We start from the raw sequence: 14,450 nt of genomic DNA on the forward strand, positions 1-14,450 counted from the left end.
GCTTCACCACTCGATACCCCGCTGACCCTTCTGCCCGGCGTCCATGGGGTGCTTGACCTTGGACATGTCGGTGACGAGGTCGGCGTACTCGACGAGCTTCTCGGGCGCGTTCCGCCCGGTGATGACGACATGCTGGGTGCCCGGCCGGTCCCGCAGCACGGAGACGACCTCGTCGACGTCGACCCACCCCCAGTGCATGGGATAGGCGAACTCGTCCAGCACGTAGAGCCGGTAGGTCTCGGCGGCGAGATCCCGCTTGACCTGCTCCCAACCCTCGCGGGCCTTCTCCTCGTTGTCCATCTGGGAGTCGCGCTGCACCCACGACCACCCCTCGCCCATCTTGTGCCAGTCGACGGACCCGCCCTCGCCGGATGCTCCCAGCACCCGCAGCGCGTTCTCCTCGCCGACCTTCCACTTCGCCGACTTGACGAACTGGAACACCCCGATGGGCCACCCCTGATTCCAGGCCCGCAACGCGAGTCCGAAGGCGGCGGTGGACTTGCCCTTCCCAACTCCCGTGTGCACGACGACAAGTGGCCGGTTACGACGCTGACGGGTCGTCAGACCGTCATCCGGTACGACACTGGGCTGACCCTGCGGCACTACGCGGCCCTCCTCGAACTCGAACCCGAACGCCCTTGATTCCCCTGCACATCCCGGACCAGCCCGGCGATCGAGTCGGCCCGCAGCTCGTCCAGCGTCACCGCCGTACCCTCCAGCTCTCCGGCCAACTGCCCGGCCAGGCCCAGCCGTACGGGCCCGGACTCGCAGTCCACGACCACGGAGGCGATCCCGTCGGCCGCGAACAGCCGTGCGGCCCGCCCGGCGAGCGCGACCGGCTCGGGCCCACCGGTGGCCCGCCCGTCGGTCACCAGGACGACCAGTGCCCGCCGCGCCGGATCCCGCAACCGCTCCACCCGCAGCACGTCGTGCGCCTTGAGCAGCCCGGCGGCGAGCGGCGTCCGCCCACCCGTCGGCAAGGACTCCAGCCGTACGGCGGCGGCGTCCACGGACGAGGTCGGCGGCAGGGCGACATCCGCGGCGGACCCCCGGAAGGTCACCAGCCCCACCTTGTCCCGCCGTTGGTACGCGTCGAGCAGCAGCGACAGCACGGCACCCTTCACCGCGCTCATCCGCTGCCGTGCCGCCATCGACCCGGAGGCGTCCACGACGAACAGCACGAGGTTGCCCTCACGCCCCTCGCGCGTCGCCTGCCGCAGATCGTCCCGGCGTACGACCAGGCCGCGCCCGGCCCGTCCGCGCGCCAGCTGGTGCGGCGCGGCGGCCTGGATGGTCGCCGCCAGGTGCAGCTTGGTGAGCGCCCCTCGGGGCCGCTTGGCGCCGGTGGTCCGCCCGTGCTCGGTCCGCGCCCGCGACCGCCGGCCGGCCGCGCCCTCGCCGATCCCCGGCACGCTCAGCGCCTTGGTGCGGAAGGGCTCGGAGGCGCGTACGGGCTGCTGCTCACCGGAACCGGAAGGCTGCGGCTCCCCGCCCTCACCGGCCTCGGGCCGCGCGCCCGTGTCATCGCCCTGGGGCCCGTCGGAGTCCGGCTCGGGCGGCTGCTGCCCGCCACCGCCGGGCCCGTCGGGGCCGCCGTCCGGATCCGGATCGTCGTCCTCGGGCTCCGGCTCCGCGAACTCCTCCAGCGTCTCGTCGAGCTTGTTCTCGTCAAGTCCCGGCGCGTCGAAGGGATTGCGCCGCCGCCGGTGCGGCAGCGCGAGCAGCGCGGCCTGGCGTACGTCCTCGGCGAGCACGTCGGTCCGTCCGGCCCACGCGGCCAGCGCGGTCGCCGTGCGGGCCATCACGATGTCGGCGCGCATGCCGTCGACCTCGAAGGCGGCACAGGTCGCCGCGATCTGCCGCAGCGCCCCGTCGCCCAGCCGCACGGACGGCAGCAGCGCACGCGCGGCGATGATCCGCGCCCGCACCGAGGACTCCTCGTCCGCCCAGCGGGTCGCGAAGCCCTCCGGATCGTCGTCGTAGGCCAGCCTGCGCCGTACCACCTCGACCCGCTGGTCGGGTTCCCGGGAGGCGGCGACCTCGACGGTCAGGCCGAAGCGGTCGAGCAACTGCGGGCGCAGTTCGCCCTCTTCGGGGTTCATGGTGCCGACGAGCAGGAAGCGGGCGGCGTGCCGGACGGAGACGCCTTCGCGTTCGACGTACGACGCGCCCATCGCCGCCGCGTCCAACAGCAGGTCGACGAGGTGGTCGTGGAGGAGGTTGACCTCGTCGACGTAGAGGATGCCCCGGTGCGCGTCGGCCAGCAGGCCCGGCTCGAAGGCCTTGACGCCCTCCGCGAGCGCCCGCTCGATGTCCAGCGCGCCGACGAGCCGGTCCTCGGAGGCGCCGACCGGCAACTCGACCATGCGCGCCGGGCGTTGGGCCCCGGGCCCGGTCTCGTGCGGCCCGTCCGGGCAGGCCGGGTCGGGTGCGGCGGGATCGCAGGAGAAGCGGCAGCCGGGCACGACGGCGACCTCCGGCAGCAGCGCCGAAAGGGCGCGTACCGCCGTCGACTTGGCGGTGCCCTTCTCGCCGCGCACCAGCACACCGCCGACCGCCGGCGACACGGCGTTCAGCAGCAGCGCGAGCCGCAGATCGTCCTGGCCGACAACGGCCGTGAACGGAAAGGGAGTTGTCACTTGTCGTCGCCCTCCAGGTCGCCTTCGAGCTCCAGGTAGGTGGCCCGCAGTCGTTCCAGCGTGTCCGCGTCCGGCTCGGCCCACAGTCCGCGCTCGGCCGCTTCGAGCAGCCGCTCGGTGATGCCGCGCAGCGCCCACGGGTTGGACTTCTTCATGAAGTCCTGGTTCTCCGGGTCGAAGACGTACTCCGCGCTGAGCTTCTCGTACATCCAGTCGTCGACGACGCCGGCCGTCGCGTCGTACCCGAAGAGGTAGTCGACGGTCGCCGCCATCTCGAAGGCGCCCTTGTAGCCGTGGCGCCGCATCGCCGCCATCCAGCGGGGGTTGACCACCCGTGCGCGGAAGACGCGGTGCGTCTCCTCGCCCAGCGTGCGGGTCTTGACCTGGTCGGGGGTGGCGGAGTCGCCGACGTAGGCCTCGGGGGAGGTGCCGGTGAGGTGACGGACCATGGCGACCATGCCGCCGTGGTACTGGAAGTAGTCGTCGGCGTCGACGAGATCGTGCTCGCGGGTGTCGACGTTCTTCGCCGCCACGGCAATGCGCCGGAACGCGGTCTCCATGTCCCCGCGGGCCTGCCGCCCGTCGAGGCCGCGCCCGTACGCGTAACCGCCCCACACGGCGTACACCTCGGCGAGGTCCGCGTCGCTGCGCCAGTTGCGGGCGTCGATCAGCGGCAGCAGCCCCGCGCCGTACGCGCCCGGCTTGGAGCCGAAGATACGGGCCGTGGCGCGGCGGCGGTCGCCGTGCTCCGCGGTGTCCTCGTCGGCGTGCTTGCGGACGTAGTTGGACTCCGGCGGCTCCTCCAGCTCGGCCACCGCCCGCACCGCGTCGTCGATCAGCCCGACGACGTGCGGGAACGCGTCCCGGAAGAAGCCGGAGATCCGCACGGTGACGTCGATGCGCGGCCGGCCCAGCTCCGTCACGGGCACGATCTCGAAGCCGGTCACCCGGCGCGAGGCGTCGTCCCAGACGGGACGGCAGCCCAGCAGCGCGAGGATCTCGGCGATGTCGTCGCCCTGGGTGCGCATCGCGGACGTGCCCCACACCGTGAGGCCGACCGACTTCGGGAACTCGCCGGTGTCCTGGAGGTAGCGCTGCACGAGGGAGTCGGCCAGGGACTGCCCGACCTCCCAACTCAGCCTGGACGGAATGGCCTTGGGGTCGACGGAGTAGAAGTTCCGTCCGGTCGGCAGGACGTTGACCAGACCGCGGGTCGGGGAGCCCGAGGGGCCCGCCGGGACGTAACCGCCGTCCAGGGCGAGGAGGATGTGGTCGATCTCGTCGGTGGTGCGGGCGAGCCGGGGCACGACCTCGACGCAGGCGAACTCCAACACCGCGACGGCGTCCGGGAGTTCGGCGCCGATCACCTCACGGACGAGGGCCGGTACGGCCGTGACCTCCCACTCCTGGGACTCCATGCCCTCGGCGAACCGGCGGCACAGCTGCTCCAGCAGGTCGATCGCGTCGGCGGCGGACCGGGCGGGCCCGTCGACCAGCTCGGTCAGCTCCACCGGCACCTTCACCGGGGCGCCCGGCTCGGCCAGCAACTCCTTCTCGACCAGGCCGAAATGCTCCGCCAGCGCGGCCCGCAGCCCCGGCAGCGCGTTGGCCTGCCCGCCCCACACCTGCGAGGCGCGCAGTACGGCCAGCACGAGGTTCACCCGCGCCTCGCCGACCGGGCCGCCGCCCAGGATGTGCAGCCCGTCGCGGATCTGCACGTCCTTGATCTCGCACAGATAGCCGTCGATGTGCATCACGAACTCGTCGAACGCCGCGTCGTCCGGCTGGTCGTCGACATGCAGGTCGTGGTGGAGCTCGGCCGCCTTCACCAGCGTCCAGATCTGCGCCCGCACGGCCGGTGCCTTCGTCGGGTCCAGATCGGACACCAGGGCGTACTCGTCGAGGAGTTGCTCCAGCTTGGCCAGGTCGCCGTACGTGTCGGCACGGGCCATCGGCGGCACCAGGTGGTCGACGACCGTCGCGTGACCGCGCCGCTTGGCCTGGGTGCCCTCGCCGGGGTCGTTCACGATGAACGGGTAGATCAGGGGGAGTTCACCCAGCACGGCGTCCGGGGCGCAGCCGCTGCTCAGACCGAGTCCCTTGCCGGGCAGCCATTCCATGGTCCCGTGTTTGCCCATGTGGACGACCGCGTCGGCGCCGAAGCTGTTGTCCAACCAGCGGTACGCGGCCATGTAGTGGTGCGACGGCGGCATGTCGGGGTCGTGGTAGATCGCGATCGGGTTCTCCCCGAAGCCGCGCGGCGGCTGGATCATCACGACCACGTTCCCGAACTGCAGGGACGCGAGCACGATGTCGTCGCCGTCGACGTAGAGGTTGCCGGGCGGCTCGCCCCACGCCTCCACCATGCCCTGCCTCAGCTCCGGTTCGAGCTTGTCGAACCAGGCCTGGTAGTCGGCGAGCGGGACCCGCGCGGGCGCGGCGGCCAGCTGCTCCTCGGTGAGCCATTCGACGTCGTGGCCACCGGCGTTGATGAGCCGGTGGATCAACTCGTCGCCGTTGTCCGGGTGTTGGTCGACCCCGTACCCGGCGTCCCGCAGCGCGTCCAGCACCCGCACCGCGGAGGCGGGCGTGTCCAGACCGACCGCGTTGCCGACGCGCGAGTGCTTCGTCGGGTAGGCGGTGAAGACGAGCGCGAGCTTCTTCTCGGCGTTCGGCTTGTGCTTCAACCGCGCGTGCCGCACGGCGATTCCGGCGACCCGCGCGGCCCGCTCGGGGTCGGCGACGTAGACCGGGACATCGTCCGGACCCTGCTCCTTGAAGGAGAACGGGACGGTGATGAGACGGCCGTCGAACTCCGGGATCGCGACCTGCATCGCCGCGTCCATGGGGGACAGGGCGGCGTCCGACCCGTCCCAGGCCGCCCTGGACGACGTAAGGCAAAGTCCTTGCAGGACAGGCACGTTGAGGTCGGCGAGGGCGCCGATGTCCCACGCCTCCTCGTCGCCGCCGGCCGAGGCCTGGGAGGCGTGGGTACCGCCCGAGGCGAGGACGGTGGCGATCAGGGCGTCCGCCGTGCCGAGGATCTCGTACAGGGCGGGGTCGGCGCCGCGCAGTGAACCGCAGTACACGGCAAGGGCGTTGGCGCCCTTCGCCTCGATCTGCTCGCAGAGGGTGTCCACGAAGGCGGTGTTCCCGGAGAGGTGGTGCGCCCGGTAGAAGAGCACGCCGACCGTGGGGCGGCCCTCGACGAAGGCGCGCTCGCCGTGGACGCCGAACTCGGCCGTCTTTCGGGGCTCTTCGAAGCCCTCGCCGGTGAGCAGCACGGTGTCCGAGAGGAACCGGGCCAGCTCGGTGAGGTTGTCGGGGCCGCCCTCGACGAGATAGCGCAGTGCCTCGGCGACCACACCGGCCGGTACCGACGACTCGGCCATCAACTCCGCGTCGGGGACGCTCTCTCCGCCCAGCAGCACGGTCGGGATGCCCGAGGCCCTGAGCGCGGCGAGCCCGTCCTCCCAGGCGCGCTTGCCGCCGAGCAGTCGTACGACGGCGATGTCCGCACCGGAGATCAGGGCGGGGAGATCCTCCGCCGCGTCCACCCGGGACGGGTTGCCGATCCGGTACGCGGCGCCGGAGGCGCGGGCCGCCAGCAGATCCGTGTCGGCGGTCGACAACAACAACACTGTGCTCATGCGGGCGCTCCCGGTGGAATGAAAGGCAGTCCTTGCGGCGCGCCGGACTCGATGAGTCGCCAGAGCGCGTCCGTGTCCGCGTGCTGTTCGATGAGGTCGCCGAGCCGGTCGAGCTGCTCCTCGCGCAGCGCGGCGAACGACGTGTCGGGCGCCGGCACGAACCGGCGGCCCGCGGCGGCGGCCACCTCGCGCAGGAACGCCCGCCGGAACCCGTCCGACTCCAGCGAGCCGTGCCAGTGGGTGCCCCAGGTCTGACCGACCCGGCACCCGTCCAAGAAGGCTTCTCCGCCGGTCAGTCGGGCGACCCCGTGATGGATCTCGTACCCCTCGACCGGCTCGCCGAGGGCTTCGCCGACGGGCCGGGTGAGGGTCTTCTCGCGCGCGAACCGCACGCGCACCGGCAGGAGTCCGAGGCCGTCGACCGAGCCCTGCCGGCTCTCGATCTCGTCGTCGATGTGCTCGCCGAGGATCTGGAAGCCGCCGCAGATGCCGAGGATCGGCCGCTGCTCGGCGGCCCGCCGGACCAGGGCGTCCCCAAGTCCCCGCTCCCGCAGCCACTCCAGCGCCTTCACCGTGCCCCGGGTGCCGGGGATGACGACGAGGTCCGCGTCGGCCAGCTCCTCCGGCCGGTCCACGAACCGCACCACGACGCCCGGTTCGGCGGCCAGCGCGTCCACATCGGTGAAGTTGGACATGAGGGGGATCGCGCAGACGGCGACCCGCAGCACGTCCTCGCCGACCGGCGGCGCGGTGGTCGACTCGCGCACGGTGCCGCGCAGCGAGATCCGCAGCCCGTCCTCCTCGTCGATCCCGAGCCCGTGCCGGAACGGCAGCACGCCGTACGTCCGCCGACCGGTGAGGCCGAGCAGCATCTCCAACCCCGGTTCCAGCAGCGACACATCACCCCGGAACTTGTTGACGAGGAACCCGGCGACGAACGCCTGGTCCTCGGGGCTCAGCAGCGCGACGGTCCCGAAGAAGGAGGCGAAGACGCCCCCGCGGTCGATGTCGCCGACGACGAGAACGGGCAGCTTCGCATTGCGCGCGATGCCCATGTTCACGATGTCGGTCCGCCGCAGATTGATCTCCGCGGGCGAACCGGCCCCCTCACAGATCACCGCGTCATACGTGCCCCGCAACTCGGCGAGACAGTCCAACACCGTGCCGAGCAGCGCCTCTTGACGCCCGCCGTGATAGCCGCGCGCACTCATCTCGCCAACCGGCCTGCCCATCAGGACCACTTGGCTGCTGCGGTCGCTGCCGGGCTTGAGGAGCACGGGGTTCATCAGCGCGGTCGGCTCGATCCGGCACGCCTGCGCCTGCATGGCCTGGGCCCGCCCGATCTCGGCACCCTCGCGCGTCACGAACGAGTTCAGGGACATGTTCTGCGCCTTGAACGGCGCGACCTTCACGCCCTGCCGCACCAGCCACCGGCAGATCCCGGCGGTGACGACACTCTTGCCGGCGTCCGAGGTGGTCCCGGCGACCAGCAGCCCGCCGCCGCTCATGAGGCACGTCCCTTCAGCAGCAGCCGCCCGGCGACGCTGACCCCGAGCGCGAGCAGACCGACGCGGCGGGACAGCCGTACGGCACGCGCGATGTCCGGTACGGCGACGGGGCGTCCGTCGCCGTTGAGCACGGGCCGGTGCTCGACCCGGCCGCCGTAGGAGAGGGTGCCGCCGAGCCGAACGCCGAGGGCGCCCGCGAAAGAGGCCTCCACCGGACCGGCGTTGGGGCTCGGGTGCTTGGGGGCGTCGGTGCGCCAGGCGCGGACGGCGCCGCGCGGGTCGCCGCCCGCGACGGTCGCGAGCGCTGCGGTGAGACGGGCGCCCGGCCAGCCGGCCACGTCGTCGAGGCGGGCCGAGGCCCAGCCGTAGCGGCGGTACCGGGCCGACTTGTGGCCGACCATCGCGTCCAGGGTGTTCACGGCGCGGAAGCCGAGCAGGCCCGGGACGCCGGCGATGCCGCCCCAGACCAAGGCGCCCACGACCGCGTCGGAGGTGTTCTCGGCGACCGACTCGACGACGGCCCGGGCGATCCCGTCCGCGTCGAGGGCCTGCGGGTCCCGCCCGCAGAGGTGGGGGAGGCGGGCCCGGGCGGCCTCGATGTCCCCGGCCTCCAGCGCGCGCCCGACGACCCCGGCCTCGCGCGCGAGGGAGGTCCCGCCGACGACGGCCCAGGTGGCGGCGGCGGTGAGCGCGACGGAAGCCGTACGGGAAGGTCGTAGGGCCGAAGTGGCCGCGGTGGCGAGGGCGATGGTGCCGCCTACGCACACGGCGGTGTGCAGGGCGCCCCAGCCTCGGTGGTCGCGCCACAGCAGGTGTTCCACGGCGCCGGCGGCACGGCCGAACGCGGCGACCGGATGCCCGCGGCGGGGATCGCCGAGCAGGTGGTCGCCGAGGAGGCCGGCGGCGGCGCCGTACGCGAAGACGCGATCGGCACGCATCGGCTCAGCCGATCGCCGGATCGGACACTGCGCTGGTGGTGGACCTCGAACGGCAGCCGAGCATGGCGATATGTCCTCACTCAGGGTGTCCACGCCCTGGTTCGACGAGACCGGCGGCGAGAGTTCCTGGCTCCCGGGGGTGTCTACCCCGGTGACAGTGGCGGGACCGCGCCGGATTCACACCGGCTTCCTCTTCTGCCGCCGTACATGGCTCCGGCAGTCCACCATGCTGTTGGAAGGGCCGTCAACTTGCTGTTGACCTGCGGGGACGGAGTGTGCTGAGGCCCACACACGAGGGGTCGGAGGGGTCACGCGCGTGTGGGGTGCGCGACGGCGATCCGTCCCGCACCCCACACCCGCGTCAACTGGCGGCCGGTCAGGCCACGATCAGATAGATCCCGTACGCCACCGCCGCCGCGCAGGCCGCGAAGCAGGCGTACGCGCCGGTCAGGGCGAGCGGCGCCGAGTCGCCCTGGGCGGTGGCCCGTTCGCGGCGCGAGAGGGCGGTGATGCCGAGGGTGAAGACGGCCACGAGGGCCACGGTGGTCACGAGGCTGACGCCGAAGACGGAGCCGAGGGCTGCCCAGTCGATGCTCATGCTGATTCGTTCCTTCTGCCTGGGGCGCGGGCTCAGACGGCGGCGGCCGGCGGGGCCGCCGGAGACGCCGGGGTCGTCGGGTCGGACGTGACGACGACGGGCGGCGAGGGGATCGTCGCCGTGAGGCCTTCGGAGAGGGCGACCGACGGGGGCGGCGGGGCGACGGCGGCGATCGCGGTGGTGACCACGCCGGCCGGCTCGTCGATCTCGTTGACGTTCGAGGCGTCGACGACCTGACGGCGGGACAGCACCCAGATGCCGGCGCTGGAGGCGACCAGGAAGACGGCCACCAGCGCGGTGCCCCAGTCGCCGAGGTCGGTCACGGACTCGGCGAGCGCGCCGACCAGCGCGGCGGCCGGCAGCGTGAGGCCCCAGGCGACGAACATCCGGGTCGCGGTCGACCAGCGGACGACCCCGCCCTTGCGGCCGAGGCCCGCGCCCATCACCGAACCGGAGACGGCGTGCGTGGTGGAGAGGGAGAAGCCGATGTGCGAGGAGGCCAGGATGACCGCCGCGGCGCTGGTCTGGGCGGCGAAGCCCTGCTGCGGCTGGAGGTCGGTGAGGCCCTTGCCCATCGTGCGGATGATGCGCCAGCCGCCGATGTACGTGCCCATCGCGATGGCGAGGCCCGCGGAGAGGATGACCCAGGTGGGCGGGTCGGAGTCGGGGGCGATCGAGCCGCCGGCGATCAGGGCCAGCGTGATGATGCCCATCGTCTTCTGCGCGTCGTTCGTGCCGTGGGCCAGCGAGACCAGTCCGGCGGAGGCGATCTGGCCGACACGGAAGCCCTTGTCGGCGGCCTTGCCGCCCGCGTTCTTGCCCAGCGCGTAGGAGAAGCGGGTGGCGAGCAGCGCGGCGACACCGGCGACGACCGGGGCCGCGAGTGCCGGCAGCAGCACCTTGGTGACCAGGACGTCACCGTGGACCGCGCCGGTCCCGGCGGAGGCGATGGTCGCGCCGATCAGACCGCCCATCAGGGCGTGCGAGGAACTGGACGGCAGCCCGACGAGCCAGGTCACCAGGTTCCAGAGGATCGCGCCGACCAGGGCGGCGAAGATGACCTCGGGCCGGATTCCGCTTTCGTCGACGAGTCCCTTGGAGATCGTGTTGGCGACCTCCACGGAGAGGAAGGCGCCCACGAGGTTGAGGGTGGCCGACATGGCCACCGCGACCTTGGGCTTGAGCGCACCGGTCGAGATGGTGGTGGCCATCGCGTTGGCGGTGTCGTGAAAACCGTTCGTAAAATCGAACGCGAGTGCGGTGATTACCACAATCGCGAGGATCAGCGAGAAGTTTTCCATTTACCCAGGCAATCGTTCGAGGTCATCGGCGCGTTGACCGTAGGCAACCTGAATGAACGGAAGATGAACTGAGGGGGTATCCGTGGTGACCGAATGCCTAGTGAATTGCCTGGTGGATTGCCTGGGCCGGCGCAGGGGGCGGCCTGGTTGCCGCCCGGTGGTTGCCGCCTAGTAGCCGCGGGCGAACTTCCGCAGTTGGGTCATCGATCCGTTGAAGAGATTCTGGTCACCCGGGAGGCTGCCGCTGTTGGCGTACTGCCAGAAGGTCCAGTACGACCATCCGGCGGGCAGGGCTCCGGCGGTCGCCGAACCGTGGCGGGCGATCCAGAGGGGGTGCGTCGAGGCGAAGGCGCCGCTGTTGCCCGTGCAGGTCTTCCACCACTGGGTGGTCGTGTAGATCACCGGGCGGCGGCCGGTCCGCCGGTTCACCTCGGCGCTGAACGCCTTGATCCAGTTGACCATGCCGGTCTTGCTCAGGCTGTAGCACGGGTGCTTCTTGTCGTACGGGTTCGTCTCGATGTCCAGCGCCGGCGGCAGCGTCCAGCCGTCCGCCTTCCAGCCGCCGCCGTGCGCCACGAAGTACCCGGCCTGGCTCGTGCCGGACGACTTGTTCGGCAGGGCGAAGTGGTAGGCGCCGCGGATGATGCCGGCCTTGCGGGCGCCGTCGTACTGCTGGCTGAAGTACGGGTTGCGGTACGTGGTGGACTCCGTCGCCTTGACGTAGACGAAGGACGCGCCTTTCGCCTTCGCGTTCGACCAGTTGACGCTCTTCTGGTGGGAGGAGACGTCGTGGCCCTTGGGGGAGCTCGCGGCGGTGGCCGGGGTGGTGGCGAGGGCGGTGGCGAGGGCCGCGGCGGTGAGGGTGGTGGAGAGGAGGCGGGGGGTGAGGGTGCTGGTGAGGCGCCGGGTGTGGGTGGGGTTCGGAGTGCAGGTGGGGCTCGGTGCGTGGATCGGGCTCGGTGCGTAGGTCGGGCTGGGTGTGTGGGTGCGGGCCATGTTTCCCCCGGGGGTGGTGGTGTGTACGGCGGGTCTCCCAGCGGGTGTTGGGAATCCGTCGCTGCCGGTCGGTCTCCAGTCGGGCGGCTGGAGTGGGCGGTTTATGCCCATATGTATCTTTCGGATCTATGGCTTCCGGCCTAAAGTGCCTTCGCTCGAACGTGGGTTGGATACCGGCTGAGAGGATCAGGGGATGGGTGAGCGACGGGTGGATCAGTGGGGTGGGCGGGGCGGCCGCGAGGGGGCGGGGAGTTCGGGGGAGGGCTCCGGGAGTGGGGGGAGTGCGGCGGGTTCGCGAGAGGTCCCGGGGAGTGCGGGGCGTTTGGGGGAGGGCCCGGGGAGCGCGGGGAGCTTGGGGAGTTCAGGGGACGCCCCGCGGAGTTCGGTGGAGACGCCGGGGAGTTCGGGCGAGACGTCGGGGAGTGCGCGGGACGCCCGGGGGAGTTCGGGCGAAGCGCGGGGCAGGAGTGTGCGGGCCGAGGAGGCGGACGCCTGGGGCGAGCTCGTCGCGACGGCTCGCCGGACGGTCTCCGACGGGCTGGTCGTCGGCACCTCCGGGAACGTCTCCGTGCGCGTCGGCGACACCGTGCTGGTCACGCCGTCAGGGGTGCCCTACGACCGGCTGACGCCCACCGACCTGGTCGGCGTCGACCTCGACGGGCGGCAGGTGCTGGGCACGCTGCTCCCGACGAGCGAACTGCCCATGCACCTCGCCGTGTACCGCAGCACCGGCGCCCACGCGGTCGTCCACACGCACGCCGTCCACGCGACGGCCGTCTCGACCCTCGTCCCCGAACTCCCCTCCGTCCACTACATGTCCGGCGCCCTCGGCGGCCCGGTCCGGGTCGCCCCGTACGCGACCTACGGCACCGAGGAACTCGCCGAGAACATGCTCCACGCCCTCACCGACCGCTCCGCCTGCCTCCTCCAGAACCACGGCACGATCGCCTACGGCGCCTCCCTGGACCAGGCGTTCGACCGCACGGCCCAGTTGGAGTGGATGTGCCGCCTGTGGCTCACGGCGTCCTCGGTACCGGGGCTGTCGCCTTCGTTGCTGACGGGGGAACAGCTTGCCGAGGCGGGGGAGAAGTTGAGGGGGTATGGGCAGCGAGGGTGAGGGGGTTTTGAGTGAAGGGTTTGAGTGAGGGGGCGCGGGTGTGGTTGTCGGCGGGTGAGGGGTTAGGCCGCCGGGAGGCGAGGGGTTAGGTCGATGGAGGTGCGGGGCGGCGGAGGCTGGGATGGGTGAGATCGGCTGGGTGGCGGTGCGGGTGCCCGTGCGGGTGCCCGTGCCCGTGCGGTTGCCGGAGGCGTCGGGGGCGCGCTCGGCGAGGCCTAACGGGGTTGTCGGGGGGGCTGGCTTCCTTCTGGGGTGTGGTCCCGGCGAGGCCGTCTCCGGCGCGAGCTGCTTCGCGTGACCCGCGTGACCCGCGTGACCCGCGTGACCCGCGTGACCCGCCTCACCTGCACGCCGCCGCGTCCCCCTCGTGCCTCGCTCCACCCCCACCACACCCACTCCCACCTGCACGGAAGCCCCCGCCGCACTCCACCTCACCCCGCCCCGAAACCCCCTCCCACTGGCCCCCGACCCCGTCCCCCACGACACTGGACCCGTGCGCACAGTCAAAGCGACGGCCGCAGCCGTCTCCGTGGCCCTCGCGGCCGGTGTCGCCGGTGTCGTCGCCGGGCGGTATGCCAGTGACGCCGCGCTGAAGGCGTCGCCGGGGCGACCGCTGCCCACCGAACCCCGGCTCACGGTGCACTCCACCGCCGCCGGCCAGATCACCCTCACCCGGGATCTCGCCTCGCTGCGCCCGGGCACGTACGGCCTCGCCGGGGACGGGTCCCACGCGGTCGTCGGGCCCGTGGTGGAGAGCGCGGCCTCCTCCGCCGACGCCGTCGTACGCCGCCTCGAACGCGTCACCCACGGCACTCTCCGCCCGGGCGACAAGGTGTGGCTCACCCCGAACGTCCACGTCGGCAACCCGAGCGCCGCCCTCGGCCTGGACCACGCCGACATCGACATCCCCGGCGAACTCGGCTCCCTGCCCGCGTGGTTCGTGCCCGGGGCGCGCAGCACCTGGGTGATCGCGGTGCACGGGCTGGCCGCCACCCGCGAACTCTCCATGAACGTCATGGAGTTCCTGCACCGCAACCGCTTCCCGGTCCTCGCCCTCGCCTACCGCGGCGACCTCGGCGCACCCCGCAACCCCGACGGCCTGGGCCATCTCGGCGAGACCGAGTGGCGCGACCTGGACGCGGCGATCCGCTACGCCGTCCGCTACGGCGCCGAGCACGTCGTCCTGTACGGCTGGTCCACCGGCGCCACCATGGCCCTGCGCGCCGCCGCCCACTCCGCGATGCGCGAGCACGTCTCCGGCCTGGTGCTGGACTCCCCGGTGCTGGACTGGGAGACGACGCTGCGCGCCCTCGCCACCGCCCGGCACACCCCGGGCGCGCTGCTGCCGCTGGCGGTCCGCGCCGCCCAGGGCCGTACCGGTCTGCACGGCGACCGCATCGCCGAGGCCGCCGACCCGGCCCGGCTCAACGTCCCGACCCTGATCTTCCACGGCCCGGACGACACCGTGGCCCCCTGGGCCCTCTCCCGCCGCTTCGCCGCGCAGCGCCCCGACCTGATCACCCTCCAGCCGGTCGCGCACGCCCCGCACAGCGCGATGTGGAACGCCGACCCGGCCGACTACGAGGAGATCCTGCGCCGCTTCCTCACCCCGCTCATGTGATCCGCCGGCCCGTACCGGACGCCCCCCTTCACCACCCCGGACCGCCACCCTCTCCACACCCCCGCCGACCTTCCGTTTAGCC

General features: G+C 72.3%; 10 protein-coding genes and 1 riboswitch. Of the genes, 2 read left to right on the plus strand and 8 right to left on the minus strand.

The window, feature by feature from the left end:
- Window positions 1-3: 3 nt before the first annotated feature.
- The 8 genes from cobO to OHT77_RS34160 all read right to left on the minus strand — a co-directional run bounded on the left by cobO (window position 4) and on the right by OHT77_RS34160 (window position 11,630).
- Entirely contained in the window at window positions 4-603 is a 600-nt protein-coding gene (cobO, locus tag OHT77_RS34125) for a cob(I)yrinic acid a,c-diamide adenosyltransferase (protein ID WP_328832266.1), read from the minus strand.
- Window positions 603-2,639, minus strand: a complete 2,037-nt coding sequence (locus OHT77_RS34130; RefSeq protein WP_328832267.1) for a putative cobaltochelatase — start codon at window positions 2,637-2,639, stop codon at window positions 603-605. Before OHT77_RS34130 ends, cobO begins: the two co-directional genes overlap by 1 nt.
- Entirely contained in the window at window positions 2,636-6,289 is a 3,654-nt protein-coding gene (gene cobN / locus OHT77_RS34135) for a cobaltochelatase subunit CobN (protein ID WP_328832268.1), read from the minus strand. The genes OHT77_RS34130 and cobN overlap by 4 nt, the downstream gene beginning before the upstream one ends.
- Entirely contained in the window at window positions 6,286-7,797 is a 1,512-nt protein-coding gene (locus OHT77_RS34140) for a cobyric acid synthase (RefSeq protein ID WP_328832269.1), read from the minus strand. The genes cobN and OHT77_RS34140 overlap by 4 nt, the downstream gene beginning before the upstream one ends.
- Window positions 7,794-8,735, minus strand: coding sequence for a cobalamin biosynthesis protein (locus OHT77_RS34145; RefSeq protein WP_328832270.1), 942 nt, complete (start codon window positions 8,733-8,735; stop codon window positions 7,794-7,796). The genes OHT77_RS34140 and OHT77_RS34145 overlap by 4 nt, the downstream gene beginning before the upstream one ends.
- A 98-nt stretch (window positions 8,736-8,833) precedes the next feature.
- Window positions 8,834-8,976, minus strand: a riboswitch (cobalamin riboswitch).
- 135 nt (window positions 8,977-9,111) lie between these two features.
- Window positions 9,112-9,333, minus strand: coding sequence for a hypothetical protein (locus tag OHT77_RS34150; RefSeq protein WP_266767350.1), 222 nt, complete (start codon window positions 9,331-9,333; stop codon window positions 9,112-9,114).
- 32 nt (window positions 9,334-9,365) lie between these two features.
- Complete coding sequence (locus OHT77_RS34155) at window positions 9,366-10,634, minus strand: inorganic phosphate transporter (protein WP_328832271.1); 1,269 nt, start codon at window positions 10,632-10,634, stop codon at window positions 9,366-9,368.
- A 168-nt stretch (window positions 10,635-10,802) separates the two neighbouring features.
- On the minus strand, window positions 10,803-11,630 hold the full coding sequence (locus tag OHT77_RS34160) for a lysozyme (RefSeq protein WP_328832272.1): 828 nt from the start codon (window positions 11,628-11,630) through the stop codon (window positions 10,803-10,805).
- Window positions 11,631-12,099: 469 nt separating this feature from the next.
- Here OHT77_RS34160 and OHT77_RS34165 point away from each other — a divergent pair, with 469 nt between their 5' ends.
- Both OHT77_RS34165 and OHT77_RS34170 read left to right on the plus strand, forming a co-directional pair.
- Complete coding sequence (locus OHT77_RS34165) at window positions 12,100-12,747, plus strand: class II aldolase/adducin family protein (protein ID WP_328834428.1); 648 nt, start codon at window positions 12,100-12,102, stop codon at window positions 12,745-12,747.
- Window positions 12,748-13,240: 493 nt separating this feature from the next.
- Window positions 13,241-14,368 carry an alpha/beta hydrolase family protein gene (locus OHT77_RS34170; protein WP_328832273.1) on the plus strand — a complete coding sequence of 376 codons (1,128 nt, stop codon included), beginning with the start codon at window positions 13,241-13,243 and terminating at the stop codon, window positions 14,366-14,368.
- Window positions 14,369-14,450: the final 82 nt, after the last annotated feature.

This window comes from Streptomyces sp. NBC_00252 (assembly GCF_036187565.1).
In the GTDB taxonomy this organism is placed as follows: Bacteria; Actinomycetota; Actinomycetes; order Streptomycetales; family Streptomycetaceae; genus Streptomyces.

Excerpts from the sequence above, each read along its gene's own strand:
- cobN (WP_328832268.1), bottom strand. The coding sequence starts at position 6,289 with ATGAGCACAGTGTTGTTGTTGTCGACCGCCGACACGGATCTGCTGGCG.
- OHT77_RS34155 (WP_328832271.1), bottom strand. The coding sequence starts at position 10,634 with ATGGAAAACTTCTCGCTGATCCTCGCGATTGTGGTAATCACCGCACTC.
- OHT77_RS34140 (WP_328832269.1), bottom strand. The coding sequence starts at position 7,797 with ATGAGCGGCGGCGGGCTGCTGGTCGCCGGGACCACCTCGGACGCCGGC.
- OHT77_RS34150 (WP_266767350.1), bottom strand. The coding sequence starts at position 9,333 with ATGAGCATCGACTGGGCAGCCCTCGGCTCCGTCTTCGGCGTCAGCCTC.
- OHT77_RS34145 (WP_328832270.1), bottom strand. The coding sequence starts at position 8,735 with ATGCGTGCCGATCGCGTCTTCGCGTACGGCGCCGCCGCCGGCCTCCTC.
- OHT77_RS34160 (WP_328832272.1), bottom strand. The coding sequence starts at position 11,630 with ATGGCCCGCACCCACACACCCAGCCCGACCTACGCACCGAGCCCGATC.